Consider the following 17,601-nt stretch of genomic DNA (forward strand, 5'->3'; position numbering starts at 1 on the left):
CAAACAGTAGTAGTTCAAAACTTCTTAAGAAAGCGGGGCAACATGTGATATGAAAGCTACTGGAATTGTACGTCGCATTGATGATTTAGGACGGGTGGTTATCCCTAAGGAGATTCGCCGCACTTTACGGATTCGCGAAGGGGATCCACTTGAAATTTTTGTGGACCGCGATGGTGAAGTGATCTTGAAGAAATATTCACCAATTGGTGAATTGGGGGATTTTGCCAAGGAGTATGCGGAGTCGCTCTATGAGAGCACTGGGCATATTACGCTTATCTCGGACCGGGATACGATGATCGCTGTAGCAGGCGCTTCCAAGAAGGAGTACCTGGACAAGCAGATCAGTTCCTTACTGGAGAGCAGTATGGAGGGGCGCAAGACGATTCTAGAAACAACATCAGGAACTTATGAGATCAATAAGGATCATCCGGAGCAGATCTCTTCCTACGTGATTGCGCCAATTATCTCAAGCGGCGATCCCATCGGTACTGTGATTTTGATGAACAAGGATGAATCGGTGAACATGTCTGAATTAGAGACGAAGATGGCAGAGACTGCAGCTGGATTCCTCGGCAAACAGATGGAACAATAAAGCATTTTTACACGTACACTCCAATGTATAAGACGGCTTGCAGCCGCCATATCTCGGAGTGTATTTTTTATGTCTTAGTGGCTGCTTTTGAATATGCCCATCTGGTAAACACCTGGGGAGTGAATAGCAAAAGTGGTCGCGGCAGTCGGTTTCGTTTTATAATGGACATATTCTGAATAGCGAAAGTTTATTATTTTACGTAAAGTAGGTTCATTATGAAATCAGGCAATAACAACGTCTCGTCCCAACTGTTAAAGGGAGCGGCGGTACTTAGCCTGGCGGCGATTATGACGAAGCTGCTGGGGACCCTGCAGAAAATTCCACTGCAAAATATCGGAGGAGACGGAGTATTCGGCATTTATAATACCGTCTATCCGTTCTATACGATTCTGTTAACGCTGGCGACAGCTGGATTTCCAACAGCGGTCTCGAAATTTGTGGCTGAGCGCCATGCGGAAGGAGACGAACGCGGCAAACAGGCGGTACTGCGGCTCGCTACAATTCTGATGATCGTCCTGGGATTAGCCAGCAGCGCATTAATGTACTTTGGCGCTCCGCAGTTGGCACAGCTTATTGGCAGCAGCCAGTTGGTCCCGGCACTGCGCAGCGCTGCTCCGGCATTGCTCTTCATACCGCTGAGCGCCTCGCTTCGCGGTTATTTTCAGGGATTGCAAAATATGATTCCAACCGCGGTATCCCAAGTGACGGAACAAGCTGTGAGAGTTGCGGTTATGATTGTATTCCTGTTGTATTTAAGCAGTGCCGGGGCGAAGGAGTCGGTTATTGCTGGCGGGGCTCTATCTGGCTCGGCATTCGGCGGGGCAGCTGGCCTGATAGTGATGCTGATGTATTGGATTAGCTACCAGAGGAAGCTTGGAGCAGAAATCGGGCACATAGACCTGGCCAAAGCGGGGACTAATCGTATTAAGGGGCATGCTGGCAAGGGAGTGGCACCTGTTACCCCGGATTCGGGGGAACGGGGGAGCGCCTTGCTCTCGTCCCTGCTCCGCTATGCGATTCCAATCTGTCTTGCATCCTTGGCGGTACCGTTAATCAGCCTGGTGGACACCTTCACATTGCCGCGCCTGCTGTCTGCTCATGGGGATGAGCTGGCTATTATGTCGGCTGTTGGCGTGTACAATCGCGGGATTCCTCTTGTTCAATTGGTGACGATGCTAGCCTCTTCATTATCGGTGTTGTTCATCCCTGTATTGGCGGAGATGAACGTCCGCGGGGACGCTGCAGGCATCCGGCGGCAGCTAACGCTGGCGCTGCGCTGGTTCTGGCTAATCGGGCTCGTATCCTCGGCGGGGCTTGCTCTTCTCGCCGAGCCGATCAATGTGATGCTCTATCAGGATGGGACAGGCAGCGGCACAATGGCCTGGATCGCCTGGACGGCAGCGCCAAGCGCGCTGGTTACGGTAACAGCAGCCTTGCTGCAGGGGCTTGGCTTCGTTCGTGCTCCCGCGCTTAACCTGCTGCTGGCCGCCGCGCTCAAGACGGCGCTGAACGCGGCTCTTGTGCCGCAGCTGGGCATTACCGGCGCTGCCATCGCCGGTATCGTCGTCTACGCTGTCGCTGCGGCGCTCAACCTCGCGCTGCTGCTCCGACGTACGGGGCTGCGCCCCCATGCGCAAGCAGCGCTGCTGCGGCCGGCCGCCGCCGTTCTGGCGCTGGCTGCCGCCGTGCTCTTGCTGCTCCTGGCCGCCGCCCCGCTGCCGCAGAGCCGCCTGATCGCGGCCCTGGTCAGCCTGCTGGGCGTGCTGCTCGGCGCAGCCGTGTTCGCCGTCGCCGTCCTGCGAACACGGCTCTTGACCGCGGCGGAGGTAGCCGCCCTGCCGCGGATCGGTCCCAGGCTGTTGAGGCTATTCATCCGGCTGAGGCTGATACGCCGAGAGTAACACCAGGCGGTTGTCCTCTATATCAGTGGTGTTTGCAATTTCGTAATTGGACAGAACTAGTGGTATAGTATTATCATGCCATTTGGGCATATTTTATGGACAGCAGTGCAGGATACTAGCTGAAGCAGGCGGCCGGCAAGCCGTCCTAAACACGATTGGAACAGGAGTGTGACTCATACATGAGCGGAAGCATAACGGTGATGGGGCTTGGATCCGGCAATCCGGAGCATTTAACTCTGGGCAGTCTTAGGAAGCTCAAGGAAGCACAGCAGAGATATGTGCGTACGAAGGAGCATCCTGTAGTGGGCTGGCTGGAGGAGACGGGAGTCGGGTTCACTTCATTTGATGCTGTGTATGAGGCGAAGGAGGATTTCCCTTCTGTATACGCAGAAATTGTAGAACGACTGATCGAGCGGGCTAATCGACTGCCGGAGGAGCAAGAGATCATCTATGCTGTTCCGGGTCATCCGATGGTCGCGGAAGCGACGGTCAAGCTGCTGCGGGAGCGCTGTCCTGCTGAGCGGATTCCGTTGAATATCATCGGTGGCGAGAGCTTCCTGGATGTGGCATTCGCAAGGCTGGGCTTTGACCCGATCGAAGGTTTCCAGCTGCTGGACGCTTCGGATATATCCGCCGGAACATTTAACCCGCGTCTGCATACATTGATCGGTCAAGTATACGATGAATTCACAGCTTCCGATGTCAAGCTGAGTCTGATGGATATCTACCCGGACAATTATGAGATAACCGTAGGACATGCCCTCGGTGTAGAGGGAAGCGAGCAGATCGTGACTGTGCCCTTATATGAGCTCGATCGCGTCTCCGGCTTTGGCAATTTGTCGCTGGTATACGTTCCTGCAAGTATGGATGATGCCTTGCGCATTCGCACCCTGGATCGTCTGCACGAGATTGTGTCGATTCTGCGCAGTCCTGGCGGCTGCCCTTGGGACCGTGAGCAGACGCACCAGTCGATCCGCAAAAATCTGATCGAAGAAACCTATGAAGTGCTGGAGACGATCGATGAGGATGATCCGGACCATATGCGTGAAGAACTGGGTGATTTGCTGCTGCAAATTATGCTGCACTCGCAGATGGAGGAAGAGGTAGGAACCTTCTCCGTATTCGATGTAATCCAGGAGCTGAATGAGAAGCTGATCTACCGCCATCCGCATGTATTCGGAGAACTGAGTGCCGATGACGCCGAGGCTGCGCTTCGGAACTGGGATGCGATGAAGGCGGAGGAGAAGCGCCGCAAAGGAATCGAGCCTGAGCGATTATCAGCGCTAAGCGGTGTACCGCGCGATTTGCCAGCACTGATGAAGGCGTATAAGCTCCAGAAGAAAGCAGCGAAGGTTGGCTTCGATTGGGAGCATATCGATGCGGTATGGGCCAAGCTGGAGGAAGAGGTCCTTGAGCTTCGCGAGGCTGTGAAGACGAAGGACTTGTCAGAACAGACGCTTGAACTGGGAGATGTTCTATTCTCGGTCGTGAATGCCGCAAGATTCATCGGTGTTGATCCGGAGGAAGCCTTATCGCAGACAAACTCCAAATTTGTACGTCGCTTCAGCTATGTAGAGCAGCGGCTGCACGAAGCCGGGAAAACTCCAGGTACCAGCTCCCTTGTCGAAATGGACCATTTATGGGAGCAATCAAAGGAGAATGAACGGAGATAATTAGGGAAATTGCCTAAAATGCGGTTAATTTTGCGAAATAAACAAAAAAATTCTAAGTTCCGGGCAGGATTTTTCATTTCAAGCAAGAATACTCATACAAAGATATCCTTGCGGTAGGAGGGGCTCTCGCTCCAATTACAGCAATATCATTTATTTCTTTATCTATTGGGAGGCATTATTAATGAACAAAACAGATCTGATCAACAACATTTCCAGCAAGAGTGGCTTAACTAAAAAAGACGTTGAATCCGTATTGAACGGATTTCTTGGTGAAATCACTGAGGCTCTCGCTGGTGGAGACAAAGTACAATTGATTGGTTTCGGAACTTTCGAAACTCGCAAGCGTTCCGGTCGTACTGGCCGCAACCCGCAAACTGGCAAGACGATCGAAATTCCTGCATCCAATGTACCTGCATTCAAAGCTGGCAACAAACTTAAAGAAGCTGTAAAATAATGCGTCTCGACAAATTCCTTAAGGTGTCGCGCTTGATTAAGCGGCGCACGGTTGCCAAGGACGTCTCCGACCAAGGAAGAGTTCTGATTAACGGCCGTGAATCGAAGCCAAGCAGTCCGGTGAAGGTGGGCGACGAGATTACGGTGCAATTCGGCCAGAAGCTGGTCACTGTAAGAGTTGAACGCTTAGCTGAGACGACTCGCAAAGAAGAAGCTGCTACGCTGTATACCTTGGTGAAGGAAGAACCGATCGCAAAGCATGATTTGTTCGAGTAACAAATTAGATTACTGCTTATTCAGCGGTGCCACAGGGCACCGCTTTTTATTTTCTCTCTGGTTCTAAACCAAGCATCCGCTCCATAAGCTATCTGTAAGAAGGAGGGGTACATGCCATGGTCGAACAAGGAAAAGGGAAGCGTCAGGAGTTGCATTTATTTCAAAGAAAACTGCTCGAAATATCAGGGGTGCAGAATGTGGAGAGCTTCGATAGCGAGGAGTTTCTGCTGCAGACCGAGCTAGGGCATTTGACGATCCGCGGACAGAATTTACATATCAAGAACTTGAATCTAGAACAGGGGCTTGTCAGTATCGAGGGCCTGGTAAATTCCCTGTCTTATTTGGAGCCGGGCTCCCATTCATCAAACAAGGGCTTCCTTGGTAAATTGTTCCGATGAATCTGCATACACAGTGGATAACCCTTCTCTGGATGCTGGCATGCGGAGGAATTATGGGAATGGTCTTCGACGGTTACCGGGTCGTATCCATCCAATTCCGCTTCCCGCGCTGGAGTATCCATGCCCTTGATCTGTTATATTGGTTCGCTTCAGCTTTATTTGTATTCCGGACGATGTATCATACAAATCAGGGAGAGATCAGATTTTACGTGTTTCTAGGGCTTTTTATAGGCGTTTGGATTCATTTTTTGTTTCTTAGTGTTATAACTGAACGTTTTGTGGTAATGTTAATTATAGTAATAAAACGGTTTTATAGGATATTAGTCGGAATTGTCCGGGTTGTGCTTATTGCACCGATCAGATTGTTACTCAAAGGAATTTGGTTGTTGCTTGGTTTTATATGGGTGATGTTATTATTTCTGGGGCGGATTACGTTGCTGCCGTTTTGGAAGCTTCTTTTGTGGGCGACTAGGCCGATTCGTAGACGACTTCGCATTTCGGACAGGCTGATTGCCGTGCGGGATTGGATAAAGTCGTTATGGAGACGCTGGTTTCATAGAGAATAGATTTCGCAGAATACAAGATTAAGAGAATGGAGGGCGCTCAGTTGCATAAGGTATCGACAGACAGACAATCGCAGAATAAGGCATCCGGAACAACCGGAGCGCGCCGCCGGTTACGGTTATGGATGATGTTCATGGCTATATTCATAATATGGTCGGGCCATACCTTTATATCTCAATCCAGCGAGATCGGACAGAAATCTCAGCAGCTATCGGAGCGTCAAGCTTCCAAGGTAGCGGCGGAACAGAGCTTGAATCAATTAAATTATGAATTGAATCGTCTGAAAGATCCTGAGTATATTGGCCAGATCGCAATGAAGAAGTATGGACTGTATAAACCTGGTGAGATTCCGGTTCGGGTATCCGATTCCGGCTCGGATAATGATTGAAATCTAAGGGCATCCGTCTGTTGACCTTGTTTCACTCATTCGGTATAATCAAATCACCGCAGTCATGATTTCGAGGCCTGGCTGTATATTTTTAAGGGAGGATCATTTTATTTTATGGCAATAGAAGTGGGCACCAAGTTAGAAGGTAAAGTGACAGGCATCACGCATTTCGGAGCATTTGTGGATCTGTCAGGAGGTGTCACGGGTCTCGTTCACATCTCGGAGATCGCCGACAATTACGTGAAGGACGTCAACGATCACTTGAAGATTGGCGATATGGTTACCGTGAAGGTAATTAATGTCGATAAGGACGGTAAGATCGGACTTTCCATTAAGCAAGCCGTTGATAAGCCGGTTGAGTCAACCAGACCGCCTCGTGCACCAAGAAGCGATCGCCCAAGCGGCGGCAGAGACGGGGACCGGCCAAGTGGCGGATTTAATCGGGATCGAGGGGGACGTTCTTTCTCTAACAAATCTACCTTTGAAGACAAGATGTCGCGTTTTCTGAAGGATAGTGAAGAGCGAATTTCTTCGTTGAAGAAGAATACGGAAGGCAAACGCGGAGGACGCGGAGCTAAACGAATGTAATTTTTTAAATATGAAATCCACCGTAGGCATATATATGCCTACGGTTTTTTGTTGTTCATAGGAAAATGATTTAGGATTCTTCTCAAATCCATGTCTAGATTTTTTTTCCAGCTTCTATTTTTGTCGTCTGTCCCGCTTAGGCGACAGGTTATTACGCAATAACACGATATGTTTCAGATCCATCTGCGCTAAAGTCGGCTAAAATTACGAGGCTTGGTACGAACATAGGCACGTATAAGGGGGATGTATCCTTTGACAGGCCTAGGTTCGTGGTGTTTCGTAAACCCCTCTCAATTTGTCGGAAATTTCTTTGCTGCTTACTCCGGTATCTGACAAACTTTCCAGTTCACCCTACCTATAATGGGACATACCTAACAAATTGGATAAGGTGGTGCCAGTTGATGGAGAAGTGGAATGTCATTACGTTTCCCGGTTTGAAGAGACTGAAAGGGCAAGCCAAGGCAAATGGCAGAAGAACATGGATGGATGTACCGTTTCTAGAGCGAGCCGCTCAGCGTTTTACGGTGAATAAATGGAATTTGCTCTTTCTGGTGATGGCATTCTTACTGGGAAGAGCTACTATTCTGGACGAGCTGTCGCCGTTCGCTGCCGCCTTCTTTGCAGTGATGATGTTTATGCGCCGTGATATTGCAATAACAGCAGGGAGCCTGATGGTCATTGGAGCGCTTTTGTCTCCGGTTCAGCATGGACTATGGATTGCTGCGGAGCTACTAATTTTCTACTTGATTCATAGAGGACTTGAGAGTTTTGAGCGGGCGGATATATCCTACGCTCCCTTGGCGGTATTCACCAGCACCTTCCTCGTAGGATTATTTCAGGCGGTCGTTGGCCCATCGTTAAGTTGGTATTCGATGATGATGATGGTTGCCGATTCTATACTGAGCTTCGTCTTAACCCTGGTCTTTATTCAGTCTGTTCCGGTCTTCTCCCTTCGCAGGAAGGGACGCCATCTCAAGAGTGAGGAAATCCTCTGTCTGGTTATTCTGTTGGCATCGGTGATGACCGGAGCTGTCGGATGGGAAATATACGGTCTGTCGATCGAACATATCATGTCGAGATATTTGATTCTGTTGTTTGCCCTGGTCGGAGGCGCCTCGCTAGGGGCTTCGGTGGGTGTGATTACCGGACTAATCCTCAGCTTGGCTAATATGACAGCGCTCTATCAAATGAGTTTGCTAGCTTTTGCCGGCATGCTGGCTGGTATGCTGCGGGAGGGACGCAAATGGGCGGTTGCCCTGGGAATGCTGCTCGGATCGTCCATTCTAGCGATCTATTTGACAGGACCAGCCGAAGTGATGTCTTCAACCTGGGAGAGTTGTGTGGCAATCCTCCTCTTCCTCGCAACGCCAAAGGGCGTTATAAGCGTTATCGCCAAGTATGTGCCCGGCACGCAGGATCATATCAAATCACAGCATGAATATGCGAAGCGGGTCAGGGAGATTACAGCCGGAAGGGTAGCTCAGTTCTCCCAGGTATTCAAACAATTGTCGCGCAGCTTCGGTCAGATGGCCAGCAGCGGCGAAATGTCCAAGCAAAGCGAAGAGGTTGGCCATTTCATGGATGCAATTACCGAGGGAGCCTGTGCGAATTGCTTGCGCCGCAAGGCCTGCTGGGACGGCAACTTCTATCAAACCTATAAATTAATGACGGAGATGATGTCAGCTGTGGAAGATAATCCGGAGTTGACGAGGCGTGATCTTCCGCCGAAGTGGAATAAGCTGTGTATTAAGACAGATCAAGTGCTTGATCTGATGAAGCAGGAATACAACCTATATCAAAATGATATGCATTGGAAGCGGCAAATATACGATAGCAGACAGCTTGTAGCTGAGCAGCTGTCGGGAGTCTCGCAGGTCATGGAAGATTTGGCGAGAGAGATTCAGCGGGAAGGGCAGGCGATGTATAAGCAAGAGGAGCAGATCCGGGATGCACTCGACAAAATGGGATTGTCCATTCATAGCATCGACATCATCAGTCTGGACCACGGCAATGTAGAAATCGAAATTGTCCATGCGTATACTCGTGGGTTTGATGAATGCCGGAAGATTATAGCGCCGCTATTATCCGATATTGTGGACGAGCATATTACGGTGGTTCGGGAGAATATGCCTACGGGTAGAGATGGACTGGCTACGGTAACCTTTGGTTCAGCCAAGACTTTCGAGGTGACGACCGGCGTCGCCGGGGCGGCTAAGGGCGGAGATTTGCTATCCGGAGACAGCTTTAGTGCCATGGAGCTTGGGAACGGAACCTATGCTGTGGCCATCAGCGACGGTATGGGGAATGGAGAGCGGGCCCGACTGGAGAGCAGCACGGCGCTTGGGATTCTCGAGCAGCTGCTGCAATCCGGAATGGATGAGAAATTGGCGGTGAAGTCGGTCAACTCGATTCTGATGCTCCGTTCGCCGGATGAAGTATATGCTACAGTTGATATGGCTCTGATCGATGAGTTCTCTGCGCAGACGACATTCCTTAAGATTGGTTCATCACCGAGCTTTATCAAACGAGGAAATGAGGTTATACCGATCACGGCTAGCAATCTGCCGATTGGGATTATTCAGGATATCGAGATTGATCTGGTTACAGTGCAGCTGCTTCCTGAAGATATTTTGATTATGATGACGGATGGAGTGTATGATGCTCCCGGTTATGCTGTAAATAAGGAATTGTGGATCAAACGGATGATCTCGGAGATCCATGCGGATGAGCCGCAGGAAATCGCCGATTGCCTGCTGGAGACAGTAATTCGCTATCAGAAAAATACGATCCACGATGATATGACCGTTGTAGTGGCTAAAATTGATCATTTGTTGCCTGAATGGGCAACCCTGCATATTCCCGGAATATCAAGGCTGGAGCGGCCGCGGACCGTAAGCTGACATGCGACAAGCAGTCATTTTCTAGCAGAATAGGTCTTAAGTAGCGAATCTAAAGATGGGAAAATTCAAACAATGTACACAATTTTGGTATTATTTATCATGGGAATGATTTGAAAATCATAGTAAGATTATCATGTCGTGTTGTCGAAATTTGTTAGATAGATCCGTCCATTGAACTAATTTTATACATGTTTGGGCAAAGCTATCGAAAGGTAGTGACGCAAAGCTATAGGGACTAATTCTCCTTATGGGGGATATGTCAGCCAGTTGCTAAAAGAGGTAACCTATAGTGTTTGCTATGCGGTTATCTTTTTTTTTGCCCAAATTTTAGGTGGATCTACTTATTCAAGGGGGAATGAAGAAAAACAGGTTTAAAAGAAAGGAATTATGTTTGATTCCAAGTCACTATCTGGACTGAAAAGGAGACTGAATATGAAGATTTTTGGTTTTTTTAACCGTTTGAGCATTGTTACGAAAAATATGTTGTTAACGAGTATCTCCATTCTAATGACCGGCGTTATCCTGATCGCCGCCAGCTTTTATATTCAAGGTGCCGTATTAACCAATCAGTTGGAGGACAACTCACAGAAGGTCATGGAAGCCTGGAAGGACAAGATCACATCGGAAGAAGCCAAAGCGGCGATGACAGACACGGATCGCAATTCTGAGCTTCAGAAGAAGCTGACGAAAGTATTTGATGACTTGTCAGCAACGCATCCCGATGTTGCTCAAGGTTATATCTTTGGAGCAAAGGTAGAGAACGATAGTACTCAGATGATCGCTTTTCCGACGGCCATCCTTGATATGTTCGAGGGTGAGGGCTTGTTCCTGGGCGATATGCTTGGACAGCCTGCTTACCATGTGAAGGGCGTCGAAGAAATGCTAAAAACAAAAAAAATTACGTTCACAAAGCCTTATAAGGACGATTACGGCGTTTGGTTGACGGTACTCTATCCAATTCAGGACAAGAATGGTGAAGTATTCTCATACATAGGCATGGATTTCGATGCCAGTCTGATTATGACGGGCCAAACAGATTTGCTGAAATATACGGTACTCGCACTTATTGCCATTCTGATCGTTATTTTGTCGTCTCAATATTTCACGACCCGGAAAACTTTTGCGCCCGTGAAGGATCTTATGTCAGCATTGGACAAGCTCAGCAAAGGCGATTTCAGCGTACAGTTGAAGACGGATGAGAGCGAATTGGGCCAGGTGAATGAGAAGTTTAATGCAACGGTTCGCAATATGAATGAACTGGTGGCGACCATCAAGACGGTGTCTATTCAGTCGGCGGATCAATCGAAGATTCTGTTCCAGACGCTGGAGACGAATCATGAGAGCTCTATGGCGATCAGCGATAATATCGAGGAAATCTCCGAGAAGGCTACGCAGCAGAGCAAGTCGATCTCCGAGAGTGTGACTTCACTGGAAGAGATCAATTCAGGCGTAGGAACGATTGCTGGCAGCACTTCAGCATTGTCGGATGCATCGATGCAGATGAAGGACAATTCTGAGATTGGACGGGATAATATCAGCGGGGTTATTAAGCAGATGGATTCCATTCAGCAATCCGTGCAGCAATCGGTCGTCTCGATTGAACAATTGCAGAGACGTTCCGGGCAAATTGAGGAGATTGTACAGGTAATTACACAAATCGCCGAACAGACTCACCTATTGTCGTTGAATGCCAGCATTGAGGCGGCCAGAGCAGGTGAGGAAGGACGAGGTTTCGCAGTTGTAGCTAACCAGGTGAAGAAGCTGGCCGAGGAGTCCGCCAAGTCAGCAGAGCAAATCGCTGATCTGGTTCACTATATCCAGAAAGAGACAAGCACAGCCGTCACCGCAATCAGCGAAGGAGAACGGAATGTGGCTGCCGGTATCCAGATCGTTCAAGAAACAGGAGAGCTGTTCGCTACGATATTGGATGGTACAGATTCCGTGACCAGTCAAATTCAGGAGGTCTCTGCCGCTACTGAGGAGATGGTAGCTGAGACAGAGCAGATTACTGCGACTATTAAGCAAATTGCCGAATATGCGGAGAGAAATGCGGTTATCTCTGAACGAATCAAGGAGAGTGCCATGGAGCAGAGAGCTTCTTCCGACAATATTATGAGCTCTGCCGAGCACTTGAATCAAATCTCCGGAAAGTTAGAGAAATTGGTAGAGGGATTGAAGCTGTAATCGTGCAAGGGGAGACTGATTGAGCACCCCTAAATAGAGAGAGAGAATAGGAGCTGAACATTTGTGAGTACCCTACTGATAAATCAGAAAGCCCGGGAATATTGGCTAAGAGAGCTTCAGCCGCCATTATCCGGATTTCATATCCATACTGACTATCCAGATTTGGCAATGGCCAGCGAGTCCAAGAGCATGAGCTATGAATTGAGTATTAGTTCATCACTCAAAAGACAGATGGCCCATGGGACGGATGTTCAAACCTGGCTGATCGCTTGTTATTATGTCTTCCTATATCGAATGAGCGGTGAACAGGATCAAATCGTGGGAATACAAACAGGGGACGGTCGAATCCTTCCATTGCGGATTCATACTGAAGCTGAGATGCCATTCAGCCAATTGCTGTCTGCAATAGAGGAGCGGCTAGTTTCATCCAATGAAGCAGGTTTGTCTATTCAAGAAATTGAGAAGCTGGTTGCACAGTCTCCTGTAGTGAAGACCATCTATGGGCGGAATGCCGCTTATGAGGCCAGCCGTCTTAACTGGTATGTGCGGACAGAGGGGGAAAAGTGGGTAGCTGAGATTAACTATCCGAGCCGTCTGTTCAAAGAGAGTACGATAAACAAGTTCGCCAGACATTATCAATGTATTGCTGAGGCCGTATTGGTTCATCCCGAGATCGTTCTAGGCGATATCTCTGTCATGACCGATGAGGATGTGCTGGCTTATGAGAAACTCAATGATACGGCGAGAAATTGGGGAGTAGAACTGACGATAACATCGATGCTTAACAGGACCGTCGAGAGCTGCCCGGACCGGATTGCCCTATCGTCGGCTGAGTGGAAGTTGACCTATGCTGAGCTGGACCGGTTATCCAATCAGGTCGCCCATGCGCTAATGGAGCAGGGACTGCACAAAGGCGGATTCGTGGCTATCTACATGGAGCGCAGCATGGAAGCTGTCGTCAGCATGCTTGGCGCTCTCAAAGCGGGTGGGACTTATATTCCGCTGGACCCGGAGCATCCGGATGATCGGAATCAGTATATTATCGAAGATACGGGTTCCCGGATTGTACTAACTAAGGAGGCTTATCGATCTAAGCTGCAGCCGCTTGTAGCGGATAATGCGAATGAACTGAAGCTATTATGCTTTGATCTTGGGCAATTCGCCGCTTATTCAACGGAGGCCTGCCAGATTGCTATCGATCAGGAGGATATTGCGTATACGATCTATACGTCAGGTACAACGGGAAGACCAAAGGGGGTCCTGATCCGCCATGCTGGGGTTGTAAACCTGTCGATGTCTACTGCTATGCAGCTTCAATTTTCGGAGCATGACGTCATTTTGCAATATTCTACCTTCAGCTTTGATGCTTCCGTATACGATATATTCAGTGCAATATGCTGCGGTGCCAGACTGCATTTATTGTCCAATGAACAGCGTTATTCGGTCGATAGCTTTACCGCAGCGATTGAGGATACCGGGGCGACGCGGATAGGAATTCTGCCAACCGTGTTCTTCAATCAATTATCGGCGTATTTGACGGTAGAAGAGGCGGTCAAGTATCAAGCGATCCGCAGCTTTGTTATCGGTGGCGAAGCACTTCCAGGGGAGTCCGTCCGTAATTTGCAGAAGAAGATGGGGCATGAGCCGTTTATCGTAAATGCTTATGGACCCACAGAGGTTACGGTGGCCGCGACGACGCATATGATCAGGGAACAAGTATCAGAAGACCTGACAACGGTCAGCATCGGCAAGCCTATCGCTAATTACGAGGTACTGATCGTCAATGAGAATGACCAGCTCTGCCCGGTGAATGTAATGGGTGAACTGCTGATTCATTCCATCGGTTTGGCTAAAGGTTATCTAAATTTGCCTGACAAGACGGAAGAAGCTTTTATTATCGATCCGACAAACCCTGGTTCGGGTAAAAGGTATTATCGATCCGGCGACTTGGTTCGCTTGTTGAATGATGGCGGTATCGAGTACATGGGGAGAAAGGACCTTCAGGTGAAGATTCGGGGCTACCGGATTGAGATCGGAGAGATTGAGGAGAATCTGGCGAAGCATGAGAAGGTGAAGGATGTTGCTGTGATCGTCAGGGAGGACGATGACGGCGAGAAGATGCTGATAGGCTTCTATACTTCCAAGTCCGGCGAGGAGATCAGTAAGCAGGAGCTTGCTTCCTTCCTGAAGACCAAGGTTCCCGCCTACATGGTTCCAGGTCAATTTATGATGTTGGATTCGATGCCTTTGTCACCGACAGGCAAGATCGATCGCAAACGTCTGGGCACCTATGATATCCCTGTGCAGGTCGAGGAAGACCCTAACTATATTGCACCGGTTACCGAATTAGAGCAGGAAATCGCGCTCGCCTGGGAGAAGTCGCTTCATCGCAGTCGCGTAGGCTTATATGACAACTTCTTTGAGATTGGCGGGCATTCTCTGAAAATTCTGGAGACGCTGGTGTGGCTCAAGCCGCGGTTTCCTAAATTAAAAATCAACGATTTTTTCGTGTACTCGACAGTGCATGCTATGGCTGAGCGAGTGATTGAATTAATGGATTCAACTGAGGAAGAGGATGCCTTCGCGGGTAATGGGGAAATTCGTGATTTAGCGGAATATCCACGCAGGTTCGGCAGGAACAGTAAACCTTCTGTCTCCCCTCAGCGTCATATTCTATTGACCGGGGCTACCGGGTATTTGGGTTCCTCTCTGCTCTATCAACTGCTGCAAAGCTCTGAGGCGGTCGTATATTGCCTTGTGCGTGCCAAAGAAGGGGAAGAACCCTATCAGCGTCTCGTCGATGTGATGAAGGGGTATTACGGAACCGAAACTACACGAAATATGGAGAAGCGGGTTTTCGCGGTTCGCGGGGATTTGGAGCAGCCCCATCTTGGCCTTAGCCCACAGGATGCAGCGCTGTTGGATCAGCATCTCGATTCCATTATCCATTGCGGAGCTGAGGTGAAGCATTTCGGTTCGGCTGATTATTTTACCAAAGTGAACGTTGGAAGTACGGACCGTCTGCTTGATTTGGCGCGCGGGAAGGATGTGCGCTTCCATTATGTGTCCACACTGGGCATTCCGGAGGATCTGGCTTTCCTCGGCCTATGGGAGTCGTTCACAGAAGGCAGTGGCTACAACGCGGTAGCCACCGAGAATGTGTATACGAATAGTAAGCTCGAAGCGGAGAAGCTGGTGATTCGGGCCTGTGAGGAAGAAGGAGTGGCTGCTTCGGTATACCGGGTAGGTAACCTGTCCTGCTATTCAACTACGGGTGTATTCCAGAAGAACATAGACAATAACGCCTTTTACCGGATGCTGAAGGCGATGCTCCTGCTTGGCAAGGCGCCGCGAGTGCATTGGCAGGTAGACTTCACGCCGGTGAATTATGCGGGTGCCTCTATCTCGGCTTTGGCACTACAGGAGAAGAGTGCGGGAAGGTTATTCCACATCTGCAATCCCGTGCAGATCGCTTATATAGACATGGTTGAACATTTGCGTGAATATGGCTATTATGTGGATTTGTTGGAGTGGCGTGATTACGAGGCATGGCTGCTCGATCCGAATCAGCCGAAAGACCAGACCGGTATGGAGCTGGCGATGGCTCAATTGGAGGGAGATGGTGCGAAGAACTCGATCTACCGCTTCGCTTGCCCACAGACAAATGAGTTTCTAGCAGGTACGCCTGTTATGTGCCACGAGCCGGATCGTGAATTTTTCCGGCGTATGATAGATTATGCGGTGCGGATTGGGTACTTCCCTGCGCCATAGAAGCTATGTTTCCAATAGCTTGAGCCTTAAATATAGTACAGAAGCGGCACGTCAGCGCGTTGACGGAGGCCGCTTCTTCTATTTTAGCCAGGGGTACAGCAGGGTAATTGCAAGAATATATTCCTTTAGTTCCCTGCCTTTCAATTAGTTTCAACCGATCTAGTTTGAATCCTATCAATCCTGGAAATGCTAGAGAAGAGAGAGTTACAGGAATGATTAGGAGGCGATTATAATTATGAAACAAATTATGCTAATTACAGATGGTTGTTCCAATGTAGGAGAGAGTCCGGTAATGGCGGCGGCATTGGCCCGTCAGGAAGGGATCACCGTCAATGTAGTAGGGGTTGTTGATTATGGGACGATTGGTGAGCTTGGCAGTATCGAAATTGAGGAGATCGCTAGAAGCGGCGGAGGAATGAGCCGTCTAACGGGGACGGAGAAACTGGCACAGACGATGCAGATGCTGACGAGGAAGACGGTCGTTCAGACGATACAGCAGGCGGTAGGCAAGGAGCTAAAGCAAATATTGGGTGAATCCTCGGTTGAGGTTCTGCCGCCCGAACAGCGCGCAGCGGTGGTGGAGGTGATTGATGAGCTTAGCGAGAACAGTCCGCTGCAGGTAGCCTTGCTGATCGACGCCAGCGCCAGTATGAAGCCAAAGCTGGCTGCTGTTGAGGAAGCGATCCGCGATATGATGCTAAGCTTGGGGGCAAGGAAGGGCAGCAGCCAACTGGCCGTCTTCCACTTTCCGGGCGCTCATAGCGGTGAGGATGCGGTCCTGGATATCGGTTGGACCAGCAATTTAGGCTCAGCCCGGTCTATTTTCCAGCGCCTGACGATGAGGGGGGCAACTCCAACTGGTCCGGCGATCCTGAAGGTGATTGAATTCTTCCGTTATGGTACACTGAATGGACACGGAGCTAGGAATGGTTTGGACGAGAAAGGTGAAGGAGAAGCGATGCTTGGTGACTACGTCGTCTAAATGGACCCTGCCGCCAGGAACGATTGTAACCGGCCGCTGGAAGGGTGAACGCTATTTGATTCAGCGTCTGCTTGGACAAGGCGCCAACGGGGTCGTCTATTTGGTGAAGCAGGTGAAGAGCTCAAGACTGTATGCACTCAAAATGGGCTTCGACACGATCGACCTGCAATCGGAAATCAACGTGCTTAAGGCGCTGCAGCGGAGAAAACGCAAGATAAGCTCAACAGGAAAAAGGGATCTCTCATATCTGGTAGAGGTAGATGATTACTCTCTGGAAGGCAAGGAGATTCCTTTCTATGTTATGCGTTATGTGAAGGGCGAGCCGCTGCGAGTGTTCCTGGCACAACAGGGCAACAGATGGTTGAATGTCGCCGGATATTCGCTGCTGCAGCAGCTGGAGGGGCTGCATGGCCTGGGCTTCACGTTCGGGGACTTAAAGCCGGAGAACGTGCTCGTCTCGCCTTATGGTGAGGTGGAGCTCATTGACTATGGCGGAGTCAGCGAAAACGGCCGCAGCGTGCGACAGTTCACAGAATGGTACGACCGCGGTTACTGGGGCGCGGGGGGAAGGACGGCGGAGCCTTCCTATGATCTGTTCTCCTTGGCGGTCGTATGCATTCATTTGCTGGCTGAGGCCCCGCTTAAGGAGGTCGCCACCGGCTTGCCGCAAACTCGCAGCAAGGGCGACTTGCTGGCGATCGTACGGGGCGAGGCGTCCCTGCAGCCTTACCGCAAATGGCTGGAGCGAGCGTTAGAGGGGAAATTCCGCAGCACGGCGGAGGCTCGCCAATTATGGAGAGAACAGGTACAGAAGCAAGTGATGCAGCGTAAGGCCAAATCACCGACACCAGCGTGGATGATGGGGGCTTTTACGCTATCTTTGCTTTTACTTCTTTGCGCTTTGTTTTTCACATTCTGGAATTAGGTGTTT

14 protein-coding genes and 1 riboswitch are annotated in these 17,601 nt (G+C 49.7%); all 14 genes read left to right on the forward strand.

The genetic code is table 11. The features are described 5' to 3' along the window. Positions 1–49 precede the first annotated feature (49 nt). Entirely contained in the window at positions 50–592 is a 543-nt protein-coding gene (gene spoVT, locus DMN77_RS21735) for a stage V sporulation protein T (protein WP_068778562.1), read from the forward strand. A 215-nt stretch (positions 593–807) separates the two neighbouring features. After that, positions 808–2,493 (forward strand): putative polysaccharide biosynthesis protein, encoded by a 1,686-nt coding sequence (locus DMN77_RS21740; protein WP_179016290.1) that lies wholly within the window; start codon positions 808–810, stop codon positions 2,491–2,493. A 179-nt stretch (positions 2,494–2,672) separates the two neighbouring features. Continuing rightward, positions 2,673–4,166 (forward strand): bifunctional methyltransferase/pyrophosphohydrolase YabN, encoded by a 1,494-nt coding sequence (gene yabN / locus DMN77_RS21745; protein ID WP_179016291.1) that lies wholly within the window; start codon positions 2,673–2,675, stop codon positions 4,164–4,166. 181 nt (positions 4,167–4,347) lie between these two features. Then, positions 4,348–4,620 (forward strand): HU family DNA-binding protein, encoded by a 273-nt coding sequence (locus tag DMN77_RS21750; RefSeq protein ID WP_018753532.1) that lies wholly within the window; start codon positions 4,348–4,350, stop codon positions 4,618–4,620. Next, positions 4,620–4,895, forward strand: a complete 276-nt coding sequence (locus tag DMN77_RS21755; RefSeq protein WP_068778557.1) for an RNA-binding S4 domain-containing protein — start codon at positions 4,620–4,622, stop codon at positions 4,893–4,895. The genes DMN77_RS21750 and DMN77_RS21755 overlap by 1 nt, the downstream gene beginning before the upstream one ends. Before the next feature lie 116 nt (positions 4,896–5,011). Continuing rightward, a complete protein-coding gene (yabP, locus tag DMN77_RS21760; protein ID WP_068778556.1) occupies positions 5,012–5,293 on the forward strand; it encodes a sporulation protein YabP in 282 nt (93 codons plus the stop codon). Next, positions 5,290–5,859 (forward strand): spore cortex biosynthesis protein YabQ, encoded by a 570-nt coding sequence (yabQ, locus tag DMN77_RS21765; protein WP_068778555.1) that lies wholly within the window; start codon positions 5,290–5,292, stop codon positions 5,857–5,859. Before yabP ends, yabQ begins: the two co-directional genes overlap by 4 nt. 41 nt (positions 5,860–5,900) lie before the next feature. Next, entirely contained in the window at positions 5,901–6,245 is a 345-nt protein-coding gene (locus tag DMN77_RS21770; RefSeq protein WP_068778554.1) for an FtsB family cell division protein, read from the forward strand. A 114-nt stretch (positions 6,246–6,359) separates the two neighbouring features. Beyond that, positions 6,360–6,833 (forward strand): S1 domain-containing RNA-binding protein, encoded by a 474-nt coding sequence (locus DMN77_RS21775; RefSeq protein WP_068778553.1) that lies wholly within the window; start codon positions 6,360–6,362, stop codon positions 6,831–6,833. A 398-nt stretch (positions 6,834–7,231) separates the two neighbouring features. Further along, positions 7,232–9,733 (forward strand): stage II sporulation protein E, encoded by a 2,502-nt coding sequence (gene spoIIE / locus DMN77_RS21780; protein WP_179016292.1) that lies wholly within the window; start codon positions 7,232–7,234, stop codon positions 9,731–9,733. 185 nt (positions 9,734–9,918) lie between these two features. Beyond that, positions 9,919–10,008: riboswitch (cyclic di-GMP riboswitch) on the forward strand. Between the two features lie 157 nt (positions 10,009–10,165). Next, the gene (locus tag DMN77_RS21785; RefSeq protein ID WP_068778551.1) at positions 10,166–11,917 is read left to right on the forward strand and encodes a methyl-accepting chemotaxis protein; all 1,752 of its coding nucleotides are present in this window, start codon (positions 10,166–10,168) and stop codon (positions 11,915–11,917) included. 63 nt (positions 11,918–11,980) lie between these two features. Further along, positions 11,981–15,688 (forward strand): non-ribosomal peptide synthetase family protein, encoded by a 3,708-nt coding sequence (locus tag DMN77_RS21790; RefSeq protein WP_179016293.1) that lies wholly within the window; start codon positions 11,981–11,983, stop codon positions 15,686–15,688. Between the two features lie 235 nt (positions 15,689–15,923). Then, positions 15,924–16,670 (forward strand): vWA domain-containing protein, encoded by a 747-nt coding sequence (locus DMN77_RS21795; protein ID WP_179016294.1) that lies wholly within the window; start codon positions 15,924–15,926, stop codon positions 16,668–16,670. Further along, positions 16,654–17,595: a serine/threonine protein kinase gene (locus DMN77_RS21800; RefSeq protein WP_179016305.1), complete on the forward strand. Its 942-nt coding sequence runs from the start codon at positions 16,654–16,656 to the stop codon at positions 17,593–17,595. Before DMN77_RS21795 ends, DMN77_RS21800 begins: the two co-directional genes overlap by 17 nt. Positions 17,596–17,601: the final 6 nt, after the last annotated feature.

The organism is Paenibacillus sp. 79R4, from assembly GCF_013393165.1.
Lineage (GTDB): Bacteria > Bacillota > Bacilli > Paenibacillales > Paenibacillaceae > Fontibacillus.